Below are 20658 nucleotides of genomic sequence, written 5' to 3'. Positions count from 1 at the left end.
GATGCTTTTCCTTCCTGTTCCGGTCTTGGTAGCCGCCGATTCCTCCCCGGCTACTCAGAATCCTCAATTGTGAGGGATGCGAGTCCCTTGGATTTAAGGGCAAATCAGGTGATTACCAGGCTGCCATTTGGGTGAAATTTCCCGGAGCAGGCCTAGTGAACCCTACGGCTTTTCAATCACTATCCGCTTGCCGTCTATCCTGGCGATCAGCTCTTCCAAGGGCTTGAACGGGAAGGCGCTGTCCCTGACGAACTCGCCGGGGAGGTTGATGCTGTGCCTCCCCCCGGACACGTAGATTTTGACCTTGGCTTGCGCTGTCACGGGAAGGCTTTGCGTAGGCTCATGATATAACACCTCGGTACACGGAATGGGGGTCGTTATAGGTATACGTACGCTTATACTCTCGTGTATATCATAGGATGATCGAGAGGGACTTCTACGGCATCCTTGGCGTCCCGAAGACGGCTTCGGGTGTAGAGATCAAAGCAGCTTACAGGAAGCTGGCACCCCAGTACCACCCGGACCGGAACAGTTCTCCGGAAGCGGAGGCAAGATTCAAGGAGATCTCGGAGGCCTACTTCGTCCTCTCCAATCCCGAGAAGCGCAGGCTGTACGATGTGCTTGGTCCCGAGAAGTATGACGACCCGCGGGAGGTCCTGTTCTACCGGCTGAACCAGGAAACGGCCAGGCGCGAAGAAGAAAGAGAGTGGGAAGCCAAGAAATCAGCCCTCGACAGCAGCACGGCCGGATCGGTAGCGTTCATCGTCTTCTTCCTGTTGATCCTTGATTTCGCGATACCTTCATGGGTCCTTGGCCCGTGGTTCTACGTCATCAACGTCTTCCTCATCCTCGGGGTACTAGTAGGAGTTTACGACTTGGCGAAGTCGTAACGTAGGGCTTTGGACCGTTGCAACCTCCTCACGCTTCATTGACTTCGAAGAAGAGATTAGCCAGTATGAAGAAGAACATCTCTATCTGATACGCCGGTAGACGCCAGGCGAAATGAATTCTATAATGCCAAGCTCACGAAGAACTTGCAACTGTTGACGAATCTTTGCTTTGACAAAGTGATTCCTTGGGTGTTTTGCAGCAAGCTCGCCTTCGCACGAGTATACGTTCTCCAGGGTAAATGTCGAATATAGCCGTTCGACGCATACTAGCACGTCAGCCACCCAACCCCTCGCGTTAGGTTCGGTCTCCAAGAGCCGGTTGCTGCGATTCCACTGTTCAAGAACTGCCGATTTCGGACGAACCACCCCATTCCGGACAACCCCAATCCGCCCAAGGGATGGGATACTGGCCAAGGAGATCGTGCACCCTTCCCACCCTGCACGCCTGGCTCCGGAGCCAAGCGGCTTTCGACGGACCAAGCAACTCGTGGTGATACACGCCCTGTGGACAAGCTCCAAATCAGAAACGGCCCATCTTGCAGGGTCGTAACGCATAAGAATCAAAGAAGGATAAGCATCTCTGAGGACTCCGTTGAGAGCGGTGTGGTACTCCGAGTCTAACACGGATCTACCAAATTGCCTACTAGATGCCTTCAGTTGAAATCTTTCCTTGCATGTCGGAGAATGGAAGTCGTAAAGAGGGGTGCCTACAGGATAGGAAGATAGTCCCGCCCCACAAGACGCGCAATAGAAGTTCCTTAGGGTCCAACCTTCTGTCGAAATACGCGCAATTTGTGGCCGACTGGTTAGAGTGGAGGGATAGCCTGGCAGACTTAGGTCCAATTCTGTAGCTTCATTTCTCCACTTTGGGGGGTCTGGGTACTAGCCAGCTGATTTAGCAGAGCAGACAGCCCATAGTCGAACGAAGACACATCGTCTTGAACGATTTGCTTCAGCCTAGAAATCACTATCTTGACGGGTTTGTCGAAGTGGTCGCTTGGATGAGAGATTAGATAAAGTCGTAGATGATCATTACCGTTCCCTCTTAGGAGGTCAGCAAGATCGAACCACATTAGATAATCGGACTTGACGTCTTTCTCTCCAAAGTATTCGAAACCCTTTGTTGTCCCCTTAACTTCAATTCTAAATCGGGCTCGCGTATTCATGCCAATGATGTCGGCCTCGTTTCCTCCAAACTGAAACTGGCACTGGCCCAATCCCTTGATCACTCCTGTCTGGAGCAGGTAAATCGCCAATGATTCCGTCAAACTAGGGGGCACCTTTGGGTACTGGATGTGGGCTGCAAGGGGATTCTTGGCCTTCAAATCCGCGATGTGAGCAAAGACTCCTTTGAGCAGTTGCACTAGTTGTTCTATCTCAGAGGGTGAAAGGAGTTTCTTGGTTATTGCCTTCGGCCCCCTGAACCTGAGATTTCTTCCACCTTCTGCGAAACAGCTTTGCCCTGGTCTGTGACAACGTATAATTTCCCAGCATGTGCGTCAGGGGTGAGAGATTCAATCAGATGTCTAGACCGTAGTTCGCGCAGCGTCCGGCTAATGTTTGGGATACTTGTATGAAGCTCCGAAGCAAGAATCGTCGGAGTCTTTGGGGTGGCGAGGCTGACTAAGACCGCCTTCCGGTTCTTGCCCCGAAGGACGAAGCTTATGGCGTCCCACGACATTCACAACAGGTCACTTAACGAATGATATTGATCTAGTTATCAAAGAGCTAACGAATGATTAACGCCACGATATCTCAGGTTCGGGCGACGGTAATTGGGAGGAACCGGTAAGCGGACTCTCGCGAGAGGGCATCGACAGAAAAGGGGAGACTGAGGCCGACAGGCAAACGCACTGGTTGCTAGTGCGGGGGCCTCTTGAATATGTTAAGAATCGATATCACTTTCGCTGCATGTCATCCTATTCCCCTCACAGGGAATCGCTTCCATTGAAACAAGCAGGCCTTTTCAGCTTTCTCGAAGCGTTCTTTCCGCTTTCGAGAATCACCCAGAGTGGAGAGTCCATAACTTCATTGTTCGTTAAATGAATTGTCCTTATTACTACTGTAATGAAGAACTTCCTATTCTCCTTCTCCATATTGGATGGCGATCACGAGTATCTGCAACTCGGGATAGTCTCAGCTCAGCATGAACTGGATGCGAACAAGAAAGCACTCAAGGTCACAGGGGCTTTTCTCAGGGCGAAGATGAAATGGAGCGAGCAGGATCAGTGCTTTGAGCCCAGTGATAGTTCGGAATATCGAATCGTCAAGTATCAGGGAATAATGGGGGAAGCAACACCTGAGCTGCTCCTATCTCGACTTTCCTGGTAATGCCCATGGGATCCATAGGTTCGCTGGAGTGCCATCCTATGGGGGCATCATGACAATCATATCTTCGAAGAAGTCTCCACTGGAACGCCGTCCTGTTCTCCTGTCCACTTTTCGTTTCAATCTCTCAACTATGCGCACACCTGCATCTTGAGATATTGTTTCATACAATCCATACTTGTCATTAACGACGAAAACGATTGGCCCTTCGGTAGACCTACCTAATCTCGAAATTACTTTTGTTATTGAATCCCTATACGCCTCGGTTGCCTTCTTTCCATTCTTGGCCTTCTTGGCACCTATCTCCTTCTCAGATTTGTCCTGTAGTCCCAGGAGTTCGTAAGCATACCTATGTTGTTCGTGGTAATCAATTAGCCCAACGTATGGTGGTGATGTGATGACACCAGAGCTCTTCGGAAGGTCCACATTTCGAGAATCTCCATGTATCAGCGATACGCTATTGTTGGTCCTTAGTTTCTGAAATGCCGCAATTCTGTTGTAAGTATCGATTGAATATCGAACAAGGAAGCCCATTGCATTGGTTGTCGGGTGGCACGTCCTCGCGTGTTTGTGACAGTAGTAATCTTCGGTAAACGGATGGTCTGGGAAGTCAAGTTGGTAATGTGGAGCAAGCCGCGAAGACCTAGCTGTTCTTGAGAGCAGGACCTTCAATGCGTCTTGATAGTGATACTCCTGAATCATGTTTCTCATAGCCAATAGAGGATAGAGGGCGATGGGGTGATACCAAGTTCGAAGATACTCGCTTGCTTCTTCCATCCTTACTGAAGGTTGCTTTTCGCCAATTGGATTGCCTGACAAGAAATCATCTATCTTCGTCTCAATATTGTTTGTCTTGATGTCCTCCTTAACCCTGCGAACTATGTCCGCAAACTCTTTCTTGAGAAGGGGGAGATCATACGAATCAGTCTTGACTTTAGAGAGCAGGATATTGAATTCGCTGATATCAATTCCAACACCATTCATCGAATGCGTGTTCGCTTCTATCAAAGTAGTTCCTGACCCTACGAATGGATCCAGAATTGTGTCACCTATCTTGAAGTGTCTGTCTAGGAAGTAATCCACGAGCTGAGGAACGTACTTGCCCATGTACGGATGAATCCCATGGACGTGTTTTGTTCGCTCTTTTTGGGGTAGATCCCTCTCTTTCCAACTGAGCTCTTCTACGAACCTCGTAACTACTTGGGTCAATGCTGATGCTTCCCCTCAACAGCCTTGATCGCACGAACAATCGCTTCGTCGATCGTCACCCTTCGATCAAGTTCGACGGCAAGCTTGCGCGCATACCTGGAGAGTTCGTCGCGGGTTTCCCGCTTTATCTTGATGTTAGCCCTCGTGTCCTTTGGCACTTAAGTATCACCGTGGGATACAGTTATCCCTAGTTAAGCCTTCCTTCCCCGGTATTGTTGCCAAGTAGCTCCTTTCGTTTCTCTTCGCCTGCTTCATCTACTGCTTTGATTAGTTCGTCGTAACTGCCTGTTCCGCCAATCTTGTCCCACATTTCGACGCCCATCAGGACCTCTTCATCCATGTCCATAATTGCCTTCGTGAACGAATGAGCATACTTCTCCCTGGTTATGAATGGATTGTAGGCAAAAGCGAGATACCCACGGCCATTCTCTTTGCCCTTCATCAATTCAAAGATGAGAATCTTCTTCTTGCTCTCCGCTGCTACATCGATGTTAGGAAGGGGGCTCTTGATCTCCATGAAAACTGGCCCTTCCTCATGGTCGCCGATGTAAAGGTCTGCTATAACTCGGGCCTCTGTTGTCTTTCCAGTCCTGTTGGCAATTATTGACTCGGTCTCCTTCTGATGATTTGGCCTCCTCTTGCCTCCGCCTTCCCTCAATTCGTTCATGATGGTATCAATTTGCGATAAGGAACCTGCGTCAATAGTTCCTCTAATACTGTAATTACTCTGAACATCCTTGTGCGAGTCAAGTGCTATGACCTTAGCTAGTGTTGGGAAAAGCGTCATGCCCATTCGTGTGACAATGCTTCGCTCTTGCTTAGAATAAAGGATGGCCTCTTCGCTGAAGATGGCGGCATGGAATGGGTACGCTCTTCGAATGAACTCGATTTGGCTCCTATCGATTTGGGGAATGCCATCTATGAATGACGAGACGATTCGGACAACTTCCCTGTGCGTGGAACTCTGCAAGAGTGATGTCGCGGCCGAGTGGCTTTGCCCGCGATATTTAATGGAGGACCGTCTTCCTATGGAAGCCCAGGCGTAGTCGTTGCTTTTGACTGGGCCGAAGCCGAAGAGTTGGTTATAAGATGAGCCAGCTTAGCGTTGGAGATGCGTCGGCTCTTAGATAGGATGTCCGAATCTGTGCACCATCTGGCGGAAGTGGACCGCTTTTTCATGCTCAATGACTCCAACTACAGGGTGGAAGAGGAGTCCATACGAGTCATTCCCGGTTTCAATGATCTTATGGCTGATCTCTATTTTGGACAAGATGGCCGACAGATGATTTTGGGCGACGTTGTAGAGTATATGATTACCGGGAGGCTACTCTACACGGGGTACTCCAAACCCGAATCGTACGTGAAGATCCTCTTCCACATGGCGAATCAAGTCTTGATTCAAGAGAATGTGATTCGAAACCCCTCACTCCGAAAGAAGTTCATGGACTCCATGGAAGCGAAAGGGAAAAGGAACTTCTTCAAAGGTCCAGATTCAGATTGGAAGAGCAAGTACTCCCTGGCAAAAACTGCACCAAACTCTGATGTAGATGGGGCACGCAAGCCTCTATACAGAGTAGTCGACTCTCTGCTGCCGAAATCACTTGGCACCGCTAGTGAGCTCCTTGTCTTCGCTTACTTGGTGAACTCCCAGTGGGGGTATGTATTACCTCTGTTAACTTACCAGAGAGTACGTGGTCCTCAAGGTGATGTAATCGCTCCGCCAGATTTCGTTCTCATTCGCAGGGGCAGGCTGTTTGGTTTCGAGGTTGGCGCCGGACCTGGCGGAATAGGGAAAGTGGGGCAGGGTAACACGTTCATGGCTAGTACAGGAGCACCAGTCATAACTCTGCTCGTGAATTCTCCAATTAATAACGCGTCCTACCGCTGCCCTGCTTGCGGCAAATGGATTCTCTATTGTAAGACCACAATCGAAGAGTATTCCAAGCAGAAAATAGATCTTGTCAACTCGAATTTGCAGGAGCTAGACTCGAAATGTGCTTCATTTCCTGACTGCCCTTCTGCAGTGTACTATGGAGACCTTGGTGACGGTGGGCTTCATTACCACTACACATGCGTGAAATCACAGCCAAAGGTAGTGCGTGCGTTGGCTAGTGGTCGGATACATCACATGATCCTTACTGTCGAGGGTGCTGATCAGTTCCACAAGGCCTCTGCGGAGGTCTAGCCGGTGAATGATTGTCGCAAACCCAGACTGCGAATCGGTAGAAGAAACGGGGACGTGGACGTAACCACGCGCTTCTAGTAGTTTCTCCCCCGAAGAAATTCTCTTTCGTCGTCCTTATAGGAGAAACCCCGGCGCTTGGCGTACTTCCTTCTGCTGTCCATTCTGAACGGACCTTCTTCGATTGACAGGTTCACGAGAGAGAATAGCTCGGAGACCATATCGCGATCTTTCGATAGAAACAGGTACAAGTCATTCTTGTGTTCTTTGGTCGGCCTCATGCGTACGGCGAGAGAGAAAACGTCGTCAGGGAGGACGCCGACTTCGTCGCGCCGAACGGCTAGGTAGTCCCCTGATACAGAATACCCAATTGTTCTCCTCTTGAATGTTCTTGATGCAAAGACGATAGCGGCTCTCTTGCTGACAGGGATAAGGTCGACCCCCTTTTGGACCCGATAATACGAATCATCGCCCCCATAGCGATGTTTCAGTGCGGTTCCGCTCGGGACAAAGCAGAAGGAGCCCTCCTCGGGGTTTTTCTCTATCCTGATTGGGCCCCATGACCTGCTTCCGGGATCGAGATAGAACCAGTCGATGCCCGGGACATCGGGAAGCTTCGTGAAGACATCCTCGCCAGGGTCTCGCCGAAGAGACGAATTGTACATCATACTCTTCAGCCATGCGATGGCCTTTGCTATGGTATCAACAGCGTACCCTCCTCGCTCTAACTCGACGATCATGGGTTCCACATTTTCGTACGGGAACCGCCATGTTCTCATCTCCTGTGCCCCTCCGAACTTCTCGAAGGTCTGGCGGACGAACCCGTATTGTCCTGCAATCAAGTACTTCGGGGTCGTGAAGCAAAGGCGGAACCTTTCACAAACATCGGCCTCGTAAGGAACGTTAGGACCGTAGACGAAGGAGCAGTCATAGATCTTCTCCTCACTCAAGGTTTGATCCACCCGAGGGTCTTCGCCTTCTTGACCAAGTCCAGGATACTGTCTACTCTTAGCCTCTCTTCTCCTTCCTCCGAGGTGAGGAACATCTCTCGGACAGGCTCGTTTGAGTGCTTTAGGACGGTCTCTTTTTGAAGGACTCGCGCTACGATGCGACCGAAGCGGGTCAGGGAGTAAAAGGCGAAGTTATCCTTCAAAGTCAGCGACAATATCCCTTGTTTCCTTAGCTCCTCGGCTTGTACAGTCAGCCGTTGATATGTTCCCTGGAACCCTCTGTGTTTTCCTCTTTGCGGATGAAGAGCGGGCTGGACAATCGTGCTGACTTTGGAGATAGTAAGCGGGTAATCGGTCACGTTCCAGTCGTGCGATGCGAGCCTACCGAGGAGGTCGAAGAAGATGACGAGACTCACGGTGTCGGTGTCGGTCATGAGCTCCTCGAAGGCTGGAGCAGGCAGGAGGGAAAGAAGACCCTCTGAAGTTATGCCAGTTTCTGTTTGAATGCTAAAAGCAAGCGAACCCACCGTGTTAATCCCAAAGACGTTTAGCAACCTAGACATGATATCAACCAAATAGAAATTGTCAGGGCGTGGCGGGACAAGGTAGACCAGCTCGCAGTCTCGTTGGCTGGTAGCCAGTACTTGCGAAACAAGCTGAGCTACAGGCGAGCTGAAGTTAAGGTCACCGCGGATATCGCCCGCTTCTTGGACATCCTTTTCTCCCACCGCTAGAATGCGTGACAGACCAAACGAATGTCTGACTTGATCGACGGTCAGAGTTGGAGCGAGTTGAGTACCTGTTTCGTCTAACGGTGCCTTCCTCTCCACGTACAATCCTAGGTCTGCCTTGATTCGATAACTCTCTAGGATACGGAGCGCCGGGTCCATCGGGAAGGACCCATCATAGACGAGGAATGTCACCATCGCGATTCCCATCAACTTATTTAGTTTAAGCGAAATAAGTTTATCGATTTCGCGCACTTTAACCGTGCGAGGTGATATGCACGGGGTATGATGGGTTTGGTTGAAGGCCAGATGTCGGGCCTGAAGTCGCCGGTCCGGCCATTCGTGGATTCGGCGACGGAAGAGGTGGTTCGAGAACTGACGTTCGACATCAGAAAGCCGCTCAAAGAGTTGGGAATAGTTGGCTGCATGTTCACCGACTCCTACAGTGAGAACCGCCAGCATATCCCCAACATCATCACCCCATCCTTCCACAGCATCACGTTCAGGGTGAAGAAGGCGAAACCAGGGGCAAAGGTATCTTTCCTCGTTGAGTTCTCCATCCCGAAGATCGGAATGACGTCCAAGAAGACGGTAAGCAAGCGAGGAGTGGACCAGTGGCAGAAGTACCCGTCTACCGCCAGGGCCGTTGGGGAATTCCACTACATGGGATGGATCAAGTCCAACAAGCCCCTCGAAGTGGAGTTGGGAGAGTCCGCTTCCGGATGGATCACGAGGTCGAAGGAGGAGATAGTCGAGACAGAGACATCCTCGAGTAGGGAGACAATCACCACCCCCGAAGTCAAGGTTCGATACGAAATAACGTCGACCAGGTTCGAAGGTTCGGTATTCACTGTATCGTTGGTCCTTCGTAACCAATCGAGCAGCAATATCAGAACCGTAGGGGGCACAATCTATGGCTTGGGCATTGTGGTCAATACTGAAGGAGCGACTTTCATGCCGATCAAGGTAGGGGGAGTGGAGGTCCCCGCGCGGGCCCGGAACACTCATGCGAAGATGAAGGGAGAAACTCTCGTCGCCTCCCCGGTAGCCATTCTAGATGTCCCCAGGCTTGATCCGGTCCCCGGTCCGGAATTCAAGAAACTGTCGACTCCCCATGGATTGCTCTCTGAACTCGCAGCGCTCAGCGCCGGAGACAAGAGGAACCTGCAAGGATCGGGTCAAGTGGAGAGCATATCACAAATCCTTGCCTCGATGTCCGAAGCTCTGCCCCACGTGAAGCAACTCTATGCATGGCAGTTCGATGCCATACAACGGATTATTGTAAGACAACTGAAAGGAGAGTCGACCCCATTCATCTTGAGGGCGCCAACCGGCAAGGGGAAGACTCTGGTCTTCGCTTTTGCGTCCATCATGACGGCTCTTTTCTCAGGCAGCGAAGGGACCAAGGTGATCCTGACCTTCCCTACAAGAGCCCTCACGGCACAGCAACTCAACGAGTTCATCGCAATGCTCTACAGGCTCAACATGAAGGTCGGAAAGAAGGTCCGGGTTGCCCTCTACATGGGCCGGGGAGGAACACTGGGGTCAGTTATCCCCAAGTTTGTGACCGAAGGGGATCCGTTACCCCACATAACCCGCTGCCCGGAGTGTCATGCAAAGGACATAGTCGCGCACAAGCCAGAAGACGACTTGGTTGTCCCCAAGTGCTCCAACTGTGGGACGCAACTGGATTTCGTCGCCCTGTCAGACTCGGCGGCCGAGCAGAGACCACCCGATATCCTGATTGCTACCATTGACAAGTTAGCGTACGAAGTCTCGCAAAGCTTCTTCTCATACACGCTCTTCGGTGCCGAGTCCCGCGTATGCGGAAACTGCGGCACCTGGCACCTGAAATCTTTCGCCAAATACGCGGGCGACGACGCGGTCTGCAGGAAGTGCAGCGCTACACTTCCAAGCAAAACTGCGAGATCATCGATAGCCCTCCTAGTTTTCGATGAGGTCCATTCCCTGTATGCTACGACGGGCAACCTGACCGCTCACTTCATCAGCCTCCTCAAGAAACTGAATGCTGAGTTCGGGAACGGCGACATCGCGGTCATCGGGGCGACAGCCACTGTAGCCAACGAATCAGCCCTCCTACTGAACCTGGTGGACACCAAGCCAGAGGTCTTCCCCTCAGAGGAGGATTTCGGGAACTATTTTGTCGAGTCCGACGAGCTGCAGTACAGGTTCGTGGTTACCGAGCCTCTGGACAGAGCGACGAGAAGTTTGGTTTCCAGGGGGATCGGAGCCTACGACGAATACCTGAGGAGCGTGAAATCAGCTGCATCCGAGGAGATCAAGACACTAGTCTCGAGGTTGAAGGAATCCAATCCCAGCTTCGAGGCGAAATATGAGCAACAATTCGTCTATGTCAATCGGAAGAAGGACGGGTCCACCCTCCAAAAGACGATTACAGAGACGTTCTCCGCTCCGCCCCAGACCACCTTCGTATCCGGAGACGACTCGAGCAGGCAACTCGCCTTAAAGAGCAAAGCAGTGATCGAGCACAGAACAACGGTAGTCATAGCGACCAAAATCTACTCACTCGGAATGGACTTCGGAGACCTGAATGTGCTCCAATTCTTCGGAGTGCCTGACACGATTGTTGACTTGATTCAGATAATTGGCAGGATTGGGAGGACAGGCCTCCCTGCGCTGGTCTTCCTACACCTCTATCCACCCAACCCCCGGGACAACTTCGTCTACGAGTTTTTCGATCAGATAATGGCGAAACCAGGGGTCCACTTTGAACCGACGCCGATCAACGCGCTGAACAGATACGCGATTTACCAGTCCTCTCTGAACATCGTTCTAGGCCTAATCCTGGCGCGGAGCGACAAGGTTCCTTCTGTCAGGTACTGCGACAAGACGTACCAGTACTACGTCAAGGAGAGGAATGCCGAAGCTCTAATGGGCGATGTAGTTGATGTCTACAAGCGATCCTTCGCGACGGCACAGGAAATGGCAGACATAAGAGGCATAATCCGAGAGAGACTGAAATTTCTCTTCTCGTCATGCCAGTCGAAGAACGAGGACCTCGTAAGAATGCTCAGGGACAAGGGCCTCTTGCTGACAAGTCTGAGGGGCGAATCTCGGTTCGTCGAGTACAGCCCAACAATCCAGTATCAGGTGATGGATTCGATCGAAGTTGACAACGAGACGGAAGATACTGCTCTAATCGACGAATCACGCTCCGAAGAGACGCCTCCTGAATCAGATGAGGACACATCTGGCGAGGTGAAGGCGTGATGTCGGCCCTCGGTGAAGATGAAGAGAAGATAAACAAAACGAGTTTCGAGGCAATCTATGGAGGGTTTGACAATATCACCTTCCACTACAGGAACCGGAGCGTCAGAGTATCAAAGTTGGAGGGCCCGCCTATTTCGGATGAAGACGCACTTCTGCTGAGACCGGTCGTCTCAAACGTGATCAAGCAGACGGAAGCCGAAGTGACGGCAGAGGTCGAACGGAGCCTGAACACGACCACACTCCCGAAAGAGGTGGACGAGCTGAGCGAGGCCCTCGGACTCGACGGAGAGGAGGCTACCCCGATTGTCCTGCCCCAGTTGGAGAACGCGGGTGCCGGAGAGGTCCTAGTCGAGGTGCCTCTGGAGGGGAAGGTCGACATATACCCGAGGACATGGTTCTGCAAGAACTGCGGATACTACCGGCTGGCTTCCCCTGGCGTCCTAAAGAGCCTCGAATGTCCCTGGTGCAGAGGAAAGTACTCCGCCTGTCGCAACCCGAAGTGCGCCAGGAAGAACCGACCCGTCCCCCGGCAAGACCCCTGTGCGGCATGTGGGTTCCCGACGGGCAACCTGAGGCTGTATCAGCTGAGCATACTCTTCGTGTGTCCACGCTGCGCAAGGCAAGAAGAGATCTGCCCTCCTTTCGTGAGGCCCGAAAACGCCAAAGCAATGTTCGAATGCGAAGAGTGTGGGAAGCCCCTTAGACTCAACGTCGACGGCCCGATGACGAAGTGGAGCTGGGAGTGTTCAAGTGACCCGTCACACCAATGCCTTCGAAGTGAGAGCAGGAGGGTGAACCAGTTCTGTCCGGAATGCTCGACCTGGGGGAAGAACGGGGAGCCAAGAAGGCCAGTCATGATGAGGCTCAGAGCGGCGTCGTCCAATTACCTGCGCCCGAGAATACTCTCGCTGATGAGGGTGGGGTCCACCTTGGATATCTCGGAGGAGTTGCTCGCTGGGGCGGCGTCGTGGAAACTAGGCGGCCAGGAGGGAGATGAGTGGAACGAGAAGCGTGAACTACTGGTGCGATATGCCATAGACGACATCTGGGTGGTCGATAGCGTCCGGAGCTACACAATCAACTATGGGTACACTTTCGCAAGCTATGACCCGGACTTGAAAGTAAGACTCTATTCAAGCATCGACCCCAGGACAAAGAGGCCGTCCTACAAGGCGTATGCCGTGGGGGCAGAAGGAAAGGGGCTGTACGTCAAGCTCAACAAGGAGGCCGTCTCCAAGGTGATAGGCATCAAGCCGGCAGAATACAACAGCGTGGCATCAAACAGCGTCCTCAGCGTCAAGAACCTATCTTCGCGTGAGCTCAAAGAGAGAGGGGACACACTGATCCCCATACTCCATGGGGTGGAACACGCGTTGATTTCGCAAGCATCCCTAGTGACGGGGCTGGCTGACAGCGCATTTGCTGGAAAGATCCTGCTACGCGACTGCGGTGTCCTAATCGCAGAAAGGGAGGACGTGGAAACAAGCGGAGTAGATTACATAGTACAGCGTAAGCTGACTGAGTGGCTCTCAACAGCTCAGATCAAGGTGAGTGACTGTCGTTATGATTGCCAAACCGCCTGCGTGAAGTGCCTTTTTGTTCGAGACGCATTGTGTCACCCGCTGATTCCTGCTGAGGGAGGCGACCGGTTCTACACACCGAACAACCTCCTGAGCAGGAAGGACGTGCTCAAACTATGGAGGGTCGGTACTAATGCTTGACACGTCCAATACCGATTCGGTAGCGGACGAGCTCATACGAAGAGTCGAGCAAGAGGGCGTCGTACCTGTCTTTTCCATGCCCGAAGCACAACTATCGGGATTTCAGCTGAAGTTCCCAGGCGTTGTCCCAACGGCCGTTGCGTTCAGGGTCATACAGTACTCAGCAAAGGAGGAACTACTCATTTCAGCGCCTTTCCTTGAGGAGCACGCCGTTCTCCTCTACGCTGACTTGCTTAGGCGGTTGGCTCGCAATCGCGTGTTTGTGCGTTGCCTAACCAGAGAATACGACACGAATCTTCAGGTCCAGAAAGCGGCTAGGAGACTTTCTGACATCTATCTATCCTGGGGTGACCCATCGCGGATTCAGTTTAGGGAATATCATGTTCAGTTGGGAGACGTCACTGCTTCCCTCCCCTCCGTGGATGATCGGTTCCATTATGAGTCGGTCCATGCCAAGATAATGATCTCTGACAGCAGCTTGTGTTACGTGGGTTCCGCCGAGCTGAGAATGAATTCACTTTACGCCAATTTCGAAGCGGGCTTCATCTTGGCTGGCGCTTTAGTAAGGACATTCAGAGAAGCGTTCTACCACATTTGGAAGTCCGCCAAGCCAATTACCATCCAAGGAGCAAAGGCGGCACCAGCTGTGAGAGGCCTATGAATTCGCGCCAACCCACATCTCGAACGCCATAGTCGAGATTTATCAAGCGGTGGGTCAGAAATGGGGTCAGACTTCGAGGATTACAACCTTCAACTTGGGCGTTCGAAAGCTAGTTGCTCCTTGACTCGAACTCATCGATACGTCAGTAGCCACATAATCATTCGGCTTTTGCCTTATGCGACTCGGATTTGAGCCCACCTAGGTAGTGATAAATCCGACGAACCACACCCTGGTCTTGCCTTTCTGCTAGTCCGTCTTCTCGGAGTACTAGACTTCGATTCTAAGGCGCCCTTTCTTTAGGTGGAAGCCCCCATTCTCACTGACGAATACGACGATGTCGTTTGGACCAAGGCCCAACCCCTGAATTACTGCGGTCGGCAGGGCGATGCGATTACCCCCTTCGACCCTGCTGAACGGAACCTCGTCGAATGGCGGCACTCTGGGAGGTCTGCGCTTCACCTCAACAATTCTCCACCTCTCCTTCACCTCAATCCTGTCTGATCCAGGGTCGTAAGCCCTGTAGCGTCCGTTTCCGAGATACCACAGAAATCTATTCGGGTCGTCAAATTTGCCCGCCGAGGTATGGTTGACTGAGCATGCGATCAACTGTGTCTGAATCGTATTGCTGTTTACGTTGTCGTCCGGGAAGTGGTCATGGACATATTGAACGGTGGTGGGGCCAGTGATGTCGCCCAGCTCCTCCACAGCCTCCTTTATCATCTGCCATACGGGCCTACTATAGCGCGGCATATTCTAAGCTTTCTAAGTCTAATGATTTAAACCCTTTGGAAAGCTTCCAAGACCTTATACACTACTATTTTGGTAGTGTATGGCAGTAGTGTCACAGGTGGTAGAAATGGCAAATGCGGAAGCTGTGGGCAGGAGGCAGAACGTTTGACTCTAGAGTACGAAAGAGAGTATCCGCGAAGGATTGTGCAGAGTGGAGGATCTGCCGCAGCGTACATACCAAAAGAGTTCAGGGTGTATGTCGACATAGGAGATAACGTCAAAGTGATAACGAGGATTCTCGACAACAACGCCGAAATCGTAATCAGGAAGAACCTTCGCAACTTCGACTTGGGTGATGTCCGTGGTCTGGTGTTGGATCGCAATTTCAAGATCGTCTACGACAAGGCCACGGATGATTTTCTGGTTTTCGAAGCAAAGAGAGATTCACTTTCGATAAGTTACACGAGAGATACTGCAACGCGAAATGCAATCGGGCATGTAACACTCACTAGGATGTGGGATAGAGTCAATCATCAATCGTACAGGCGTGTGAAAGAACTAGAAGAAAAACTGGCCAAAGAATTCAATGCAATTGTAAGAGTCGAAGGCGATTTGGACGTCGTTAAGATTCTGAAAGAATCCGAAGTCTACAAAATCGATGAAACAAGCGCGTTCAGAAAGTTCAACGAATTGAAGAAGAATGTAGGTCTTTCCATCACCATCAGACTAAACGATAGAAGAAACGAGCTTCGCCAGGTAGATGCGGCAATACGCAAATTGGAAGAATTAGACGCCTAACCTGCGTCTGACGAGCGAAGCGAGCCTTCGAATAACTGGAGTGACCCTAGGTTGCCTGTTAAGACCGATTAGAAGTGCGGTGATAGGTGGGCCGGGTTCGAGCCTCTCTTCATCCTGACTTCCTTCAAGGCGTGTTAGAACCACTGCCACAGGTTCCAGTTCCAGACTTGAAAGGAATTTCGCCCAGTCTTTCCCTTCTGATTCGGCAGCTTCCTGACAGACGATAATCGAATGTGTAGCACTTCTGTACAGAACTGCGCCCTGTTCCGATATCTTTCCTGGCCCATCCATAAGGACAACTTGGTGAACCAGAGAAGCTCTTTCCAGTCTCGACTTCGCATCATCGATGTCCTTCTCAGTAACTTCCCTCTTCTTGTGGGATGCTCGCTGTTCTGAACTTTCCTTCCCTTGTATTAAATCGAGAGTTGGAGACCAGACATCGAAATCTACTGAATCGACATCGACTTCTTCATCCTCCAAAGCACGCTTGAGATCCTCGACGAAAGTGCTTTTCCCTGAGTTCGGGGGACCCCCAACAATGATTCGAAAACGCCTGTCCTCACTTTCTTGCTCCTCGCTAGACAATTTCTGTTCACGAGACCTTTGCGAACCGTGACAGTCTTCTGAGGAGATTATCCACTTGGTTTGCGTACTTCGCGAACGTGGCAAAGAACGCTACGAGTTGCTCGGCTGATGGAAGGTTTTTCTGTCCAAGCTGACTGAATTCCTGTCTTGCCTGGTTGATATTCTGAGAATCCACACTCATCTCTCCTATTGCGTCAATCAGGGCTTGGATCGTCCGCCCGCGGCTTGAGTAACCTGCGAATTCCTTGATTCTGTCCAGTGTGTTTAGAGTATCCTGTGGCACGTCTATCGTGACTCGGACGAAGCTAGGCGGCTCAGAATCTGACATGGCTTTCAGATATCTGATGGATATTGGAGACATATAAACTATACTACTATAGGATATGGGATAGATATCGCGGTTGAGATTTGAGCCCACCTAGGTAGTGATAAATCCGACCCGCGGCACTATACCCGATGCCTATGCTCCAGGTCCCTGAACCCGCCCTAGACCCGGGTCTCGCCGAGGACGCGACGCATGATAGCTAACCGAACCGCGCCTCGCCTTTGGCCTGCTACCGCCTGTTCCTGTAAAGTATGTTCGGCTTCTTCTCCGGACCCTTGTACTTCTCGTTTCTAGGGCAGTGGGGGCCGCATTTCTCGCCGGCAGGGTGGTTGTGCCCTTTCGTGTCCCTCAGCCGCTCTTTCTCTTCCATCCGCTTGCGATAGGACGCCATCGCGCGACGTGGGGACAGCCCCCCAATGAGGCTTTGGACCCGTGGGGAGAACACCAACCTCGCTGCCGACGCTCTAGACCTTGCACCCCTGACGGGCCCCCCGAAGGTTGCCTCGGGGTAGGGCTGGCGAGCTCACCCGGTCCTGTCTTCGAACTTCGTACCGAGGTCGGAGCGAGAGAGCACCTCCCTGATCTCGCTAATCTGCTGGCTCTGCAGCTTCCTGTTGCTCGAGAGGCTGAACTCGCGTCTCATCACGTACTGGTCTCCGTTGGAAGTCTGCCTCGACTGTCCCTCGAGCGCTGTCGCCAGGATGAGGACGGGCGCCCTTCCCCACGGCTTGGCCAGCGTGACCCTGACGACGCTACTGAATGGGATGAGGAGGCTCCCCGTGTCCGCCGATAGCCTCTCCTCTATCGTGAGCTCTTGCAAAAGTTCGTACTGCCCCTTCAGCGCGCGCCTCCCTCCCCCGAGGAAGGAGCCTAGGTAGCCGTGGCCGCGGGCAAGGCTCCCAGCGCTGAGGACCAGCACTCGGCTCTTCTCGAAGTCAAAGCAGAGGTCGTAGGGGAAGTCGGGGCCGTTCCTTACCCAGAGAGGCGCCGTTTCTCCTGCCAAGCCGCGTTCGCCTCGAGGGCTCCAGGCTCTTAGCGTTTGTTAACAGCCCTGCGAGTTGATGGTTTCTCGGCCCGCGTGTGAAGATGTCAGCCGCTGAATCCGCAGGGCGGCAGACGCCCATTGTTCAGGCATTGGCCGCGCCCGGAGCCAGGCTACTCAATCCTTGAGATAGCCTCTGCCATCGACCCCATCATCTCCGCCCTCTCTGCGACCAGTTGGGTCCTCTCGAGCTTCTCCGCCTCAAGGCCCTTCAGCCTGGTCTGCATCGAATCGAGTTGGGTCCAGTCCTCGACGAAAGGCGACCCAGGCGTATGGAGGTCGACCAGCTTCAGCTGCTTCTTCTGTTCGGCGATCTCTTCGGAAAGGGCGGCCAGCTTTGCGCCAAGCTCCCTTATCCTGTTTTCAGAGACCTTTGCGGGGGTCTTGGACCTCCCCAGGAGGCGGCTGAAGAGCGAGCCTTTGGGTAGGGGCGGAGCCTCGCCAGCGACCCGTCTCCTCTCCTCCTCCAGTTCCCCCGAGCATCGCGCCTCCTCCGTCTTCAGTTCTGCGACCCTTCTGACCCTCGTGGTCCTCTCGGTTTCTATCTTCCCTTCGACGGCAGCGATGCTCGACCTGAGCTCGGAGATGCGGTCATCTATCGATGCGACTACGACCGGCTTTGACAACGTGGCGTTCAGGTCGCGGCGCTTCGACAGGTACTCGGGCGAAAGTCTCGCGGCTCCGGCCTTTTCCTCGAACTCGTCGAGAAGGACGTTCACCCCCCTGGACCAGTTCTCGAGCGAGTATCCGCCGGGCTCGGCGGAGAACCTCTGCCCTCCGAGCTTGTCCAGGGCGTTGACGGTCCTGGCCCTCAACTCGTCGAAGTTCAACGACGGGGTTTCCTGGACCCTGACCTTGCGCCGGTGGAAGGACTGGCCCTTCATCCCTTCCTCCACGGGATCCCCTTCAATTTACGGCCCGCACCGCATCGGAATCCGATTTAAGCGGTTTCACCCGGTCAGCCTAGACCCTCAGTCTGGCACGGACCCGCCTGTTCAGGTCGTCCCGAGACGTCCGTTGGAGGCGTGATGCTGGGGACCGCTCGGTCCCGTACCGGGACGGAAGGCCGCCTCTTTGCGCCGTCCTGAGAACGACTTTTAGGCCGGGCCCCCGCCGACGCCGGACATGGCCGGAGACAGCTACACTACTGCCTTCCTAGTAGAGCAGTCCCCCGAGGAAGCCTATGTGGCGATCAACAACGTCCGTGGGTGGTGGTCTGGGGACATAGAGGGCCGCACAGACAAGGTGGGGAGCGTATGGACGTAGCGCTACGAGGACGTGCATCGCAGCACCCAGAAGATCACTGAGATGGTCCCGGGGAAGAAGGTGGTCTGGGACGTCATGGACGGATACCTCAACTTCGTAAAGGACAAGAGTGAATGGACAGGGACCAAGATCGTCTTCGACATCCCAAGGAAGGGGAAGAAGACCGAGGTAAGGTTCACCCACCAGGGGCTCGTCCCCCGGATCGAGTGCTACGGCGTCTGCACGGACGCCTGGGGCTCGTACATCAGGGGGAGCCTCAAGAGCCTGATAACGACGGGCAAGGGCGACCCCAACAGGTAGGACGACGACAGGCCGAGGGATAACATATGTTATATAAGGAGGCACCCGGAAAGCCCTTTCATATGCAGATGGCAGACTCCGACATGGAGCTTCTCAGGCGGTTCGACTCGGAGGTACTGGCACGGGTGCCTCACCTCGCGGGCGGGAAGGCCGCCAACCCGACCCCGCTGCTTGAAGTGACCGACGCAGTGCTCGAGTGCGCGAAGGCTGAGTACGGGCTGGACCTCGCCTCCGATGGGGTCAGGGTGTTCGCCAAGATGGACTCCAGACTCGCCGGAGGTTCGGTCAAGGTCAGGCCGGCGGTCGCGATCCTGCGTGAAGCCATAGCCAGCGGGAGGCTGACGAAGGGCCAGACGGTCTTCGAGGCTACGTCGGGGAACTTCGGCCTCGCCCTCGGGGAGATCGGGAAGCTCGGCCTGGACGTGGTGGCCATAGTATCCAGGAGGCTGCAGCAGGGGGTCACGGAGCGGCTGCGCTCGGGAGGGGTCAGGCTCCTGAACCTGGACATCGACATATGCCCGGCGCCCGGGATGGTCGGTGACGAGGACATGGCCATGGCTAAGGGCGTCGCCCAAGGAGTCAGACAGCAGCTCGGGGAGTTGGGGTTCGACCCCAAGCGCTTCGACGCCGTCAGGGGCGAAGCGGAGGCGCTCCTGGCCCGGCAGGACGCGATAGGGCTCGCCAAGGTGCTAGCCCGGGCATACGGCGGGTTCTGCACCGAGCAGTACGACAACGAGCTGAACGTGGAAGTCCACAGGACGGTGACCGGCCCTGAGGTCGATGCCCAGCTGGGGGAGCGAGGGCACACCCTCGGAGAGGTCGACTTCGTCTGCGCGTTCGGCACCGGAGGGACGGCCACCGGGATAAGCAGGTATGTCGCCTCGCGGCATGGAAGGAAGGGGACGAGGGTAGTCTTCCCGCTTTCGGGCCAGGACGTCGCCGGCATCCGGACGAAGCAGAAGGCGGCCGGGCTGAAGTTCTACGAGCCGGAGGCCTACGCCGGAGAGCACGAAGCTGACTTCGAAGAAGCGAGCAAGGTCTTCGGGTTCTTCAACCGGAAGGGGTACGACGTCGGCGAGAGCGGGGCGCTCGCCCTGTACGCCACGATGCAGCTCCTGAACTACGGAGTGGGGAAGAAGTTCGTGGTCATGGTGGCCGACGGTTCCTCGAAGTACATCTCTGAGGTGCAGGCCGTGGCCAGGAAGGGGAAGAGGGACCAGGTGAGGCTCAACGAGGCGGTATCGTGCATCGGAGACTACGGCGCGGTGCTCTGGGTGCACAACAGCTTCACGCCCAGGGACGCGGGCGTCGAGATCATCGCATCGTCGCTGGGGGTCAAGAGGGAGTCGGTGAAGGTCGCCGACGCGAGGGACGTCCAGGCGGTCCTCAACGGGTCGGAGCCTTCAGGAGAGTTCGAGGAACTCCTTCCGAAGGACGGGAAACCGCTGCTGCTGGTGTGCATGGCCGGCGGCACTTCGCTGATGATGGCGAAGGCGCTGGAGAGGAAGGGGGTGGCCGCGGAGAGCCTCGTCGGAGGGATCACAGGGCTGCCGGCATCGAGTGGGAGGCAGCCGCTCGAACTGGTCCAGAGAGCGAGGAGCTAGCGGAGCGACGAGGGGCCCCGATTCGGCATGACCGTCGAGTCCCTGGTGGGGCCGTTTCCTGCGCGAAGGCCGTCAACCCTCCGCCGTC

General features: G+C 53.9%; 22 protein-coding genes and 1 pseudogene. 9 read left to right on the top strand and 14 right to left on the bottom strand.

Annotation, left to right across the window (positions count from 1 at the left end):
• Positions 1-162 precede the first annotated feature (162 nt).
• Positions 163-321: a hypothetical protein gene (locus JRN21_00720; protein MDG6987834.1), complete on the bottom strand. Its 159-nt coding sequence runs from the start codon at positions 319-321 to the stop codon at positions 163-165.
• Between the two features lie 98 nt (positions 322-419).
• Between JRN21_00720 and JRN21_00715 the strand changes: the two genes are divergently transcribed.
• Complete coding sequence (locus JRN21_00715; protein MDG6987833.1) at positions 420-890, top strand: J domain-containing protein; 471 nt, start codon at positions 420-422, stop codon at positions 888-890.
• A gap of 81 nt (positions 891-971) precedes the next feature.
• Here JRN21_00715 and JRN21_00710 read toward each other — a convergent pair whose 3' ends face one another.
• Together JRN21_00710 and JRN21_00705 are read right to left on the bottom strand one after the other, a co-directional pair.
• Positions 972-1733 carry a restriction endonuclease gene (locus tag JRN21_00710; GenBank protein ID MDG6987832.1) on the bottom strand — a complete coding sequence of 254 codons (762 nt, stop codon included), beginning with the start codon at positions 1731-1733 and terminating at the stop codon, positions 972-974.
• Positions 1724-2215, bottom strand: a complete 492-nt coding sequence (locus JRN21_00705; GenBank protein MDG6987831.1) for a hypothetical protein — start codon at positions 2213-2215, stop codon at positions 1724-1726. Before JRN21_00705 ends, JRN21_00710 begins: the two co-directional genes overlap by 10 nt.
• A 742-nt stretch (positions 2216-2957) precedes the next feature.
• On the opposite strand from JRN21_00705, the gene JRN21_00700 reads away from it, so the two are divergent.
• Positions 2958-3221, top strand: coding sequence for a hypothetical protein (locus JRN21_00700; protein MDG6987830.1), 264 nt, complete (start codon positions 2958-2960; stop codon positions 3219-3221).
• A gap of 36 nt (positions 3222-3257) precedes the next feature.
• On the opposite strand, the gene JRN21_00695 is transcribed toward JRN21_00700, so the two are convergent.
• Genes JRN21_00695 through JRN21_00685 form a run of 3 tightly spaced genes read right to left on the bottom strand, consistent with a single transcriptional unit; the run spans position 3258 to position 5397 of the window.
• On the bottom strand, positions 3258-4427 hold the full coding sequence (locus tag JRN21_00695) for a DNA adenine methylase (GenBank protein MDG6987829.1): 1170 nt from the start codon (positions 4425-4427) through the stop codon (positions 3258-3260).
• Positions 4424-4585, bottom strand: coding sequence for a hypothetical protein (locus tag JRN21_00690; GenBank protein MDG6987828.1), 162 nt, complete (start codon positions 4583-4585; stop codon positions 4424-4426). Before JRN21_00690 ends, JRN21_00695 begins: the two co-directional genes overlap by 4 nt.
• Positions 4586-4614: 29 nt before the next feature.
• Positions 4615-5397: a TdeIII family type II restriction endonuclease gene (locus JRN21_00685; protein MDG6987827.1), complete on the bottom strand. Its 783-nt coding sequence runs from the start codon at positions 5395-5397 to the stop codon at positions 4615-4617.
• Between the two features lie 192 nt (positions 5398-5589).
• Here JRN21_00685 and JRN21_00680 point away from each other — a divergent pair, with 192 nt between their 5' ends.
• Positions 5590-6612: a hypothetical protein gene (locus JRN21_00680; GenBank protein MDG6987826.1), complete on the top strand. Its 1023-nt coding sequence runs from the start codon at positions 5590-5592 to the stop codon at positions 6610-6612.
• Between the two features lie 74 nt (positions 6613-6686).
• Here JRN21_00680 and JRN21_00675 read toward each other — a convergent pair whose 3' ends face one another.
• Complete coding sequence (locus tag JRN21_00675) at positions 6687-7559, bottom strand: hypothetical protein (GenBank protein ID MDG6987825.1); 873 nt, start codon at positions 7557-7559, stop codon at positions 6687-6689.
• Positions 7556-8485 (bottom strand): hypothetical protein, encoded by a 930-nt coding sequence (locus tag JRN21_00670; protein MDG6987824.1) that lies wholly within the window; start codon positions 8483-8485, stop codon positions 7556-7558. The genes JRN21_00675 and JRN21_00670 overlap by 4 nt, the downstream gene beginning before the upstream one ends.
• 96 nt (positions 8486-8581) lie before the next feature.
• On the opposite strand from JRN21_00670, the gene JRN21_00665 reads away from it, so the two are divergent.
• From JRN21_00665 to JRN21_00655, 3 genes are read left to right on the top strand one after another with little or no spacing between them, the layout of a single operon-like run.
• The gene (locus JRN21_00665) at positions 8582-11539 is read left to right on the top strand and encodes a DEAD/DEAH box helicase (protein ID MDG6987823.1); all 2958 of its coding nucleotides are present in this window, start codon (positions 8582-8584) and stop codon (positions 11537-11539) included.
• Positions 11539-13260, top strand: coding sequence for a hypothetical protein (locus tag JRN21_00660; GenBank protein ID MDG6987822.1), 1722 nt, complete (start codon positions 11539-11541; stop codon positions 13258-13260). The genes JRN21_00665 and JRN21_00660 overlap by 1 nt, the downstream gene beginning before the upstream one ends.
• Positions 13253-13921, top strand: coding sequence for a phospholipase D family protein (locus JRN21_00655; GenBank protein MDG6987821.1), 669 nt, complete (start codon positions 13253-13255; stop codon positions 13919-13921). Before JRN21_00660 ends, JRN21_00655 begins: the two co-directional genes overlap by 8 nt.
• 267 nt (positions 13922-14188) lie before the next feature.
• Here JRN21_00655 and JRN21_00650 read toward each other — a convergent pair whose 3' ends face one another.
• Positions 14189-14671 (bottom strand): hypothetical protein, encoded by a 483-nt coding sequence (locus tag JRN21_00650; protein ID MDG6987820.1) that lies wholly within the window; start codon positions 14669-14671, stop codon positions 14189-14191.
• Between the two features lie 144 nt (positions 14672-14815).
• Here JRN21_00650 and JRN21_00645 point away from each other — a divergent pair, with 144 nt between their 5' ends.
• Entirely contained in the window at positions 14816-15448 is a 633-nt protein-coding gene (locus JRN21_00645) for a hypothetical protein (GenBank protein ID MDG6987819.1), read from the top strand.
• Here JRN21_00645 and JRN21_00640 read toward each other — a convergent pair.
• The 5 genes from JRN21_00640 to JRN21_00620 form a co-directional block, all read right to left on the bottom strand.
• Positions 15437-16033, bottom strand: a complete 597-nt coding sequence (locus JRN21_00640) for a hypothetical protein (GenBank protein MDG6987818.1) — start codon at positions 16031-16033, stop codon at positions 15437-15439. The genes JRN21_00645 and JRN21_00640 overlap by 12 nt on opposite strands.
• Before the next feature lie 7 nt (positions 16034-16040).
• Entirely contained in the window at positions 16041-16361 is a 321-nt protein-coding gene (locus JRN21_00635; protein ID MDG6987817.1) for a hypothetical protein, read from the bottom strand.
• Positions 16362-16587: 226 nt separating this feature from the next.
• Positions 16588-16749, bottom strand: a complete 162-nt coding sequence (locus JRN21_00630) for a hypothetical protein (protein ID MDG6987816.1) — start codon at positions 16747-16749, stop codon at positions 16588-16590.
• Positions 16750-16881: 132 nt separating this feature from the next.
• On the bottom strand, positions 16882-17361 hold the full coding sequence (locus JRN21_00625) for a hypothetical protein (protein ID MDG6987815.1): 480 nt from the start codon (positions 17359-17361) through the stop codon (positions 16882-16884).
• 152 nt (positions 17362-17513) lie between these two features.
• Positions 17514-18284 (bottom strand): hypothetical protein, encoded by a 771-nt coding sequence (locus tag JRN21_00620; protein ID MDG6987814.1) that lies wholly within the window; start codon positions 18282-18284, stop codon positions 17514-17516.
• A 241-nt stretch (positions 18285-18525) separates the two neighbouring features.
• Between JRN21_00620 and JRN21_00615 the strand changes: the two are divergent.
• Positions 18526-18966 (top strand): annotated as a pseudogene (locus JRN21_00615) (SRPBCC domain-containing protein).
• A 62-nt stretch (positions 18967-19028) separates the two neighbouring features.
• Entirely contained in the window at positions 19029-20570 is a 1542-nt protein-coding gene (locus JRN21_00610) for a pyridoxal-phosphate dependent enzyme (protein ID MDG6987813.1), read from the top strand.
• Positions 20571-20658: the final 88 nt, after the last annotated feature.

The organism is Nitrososphaerota archaeon, from assembly GCA_029785825.1.
Lineage (GTDB): Archaea > Thermoproteota > Nitrososphaeria > Nitrososphaerales > Gagatemarchaeaceae > UBA183.
The sequence above is the reverse complement of the archived record's forward strand: the minus strand, read 5'-3'. Positions and strand labels throughout refer to the sequence as shown.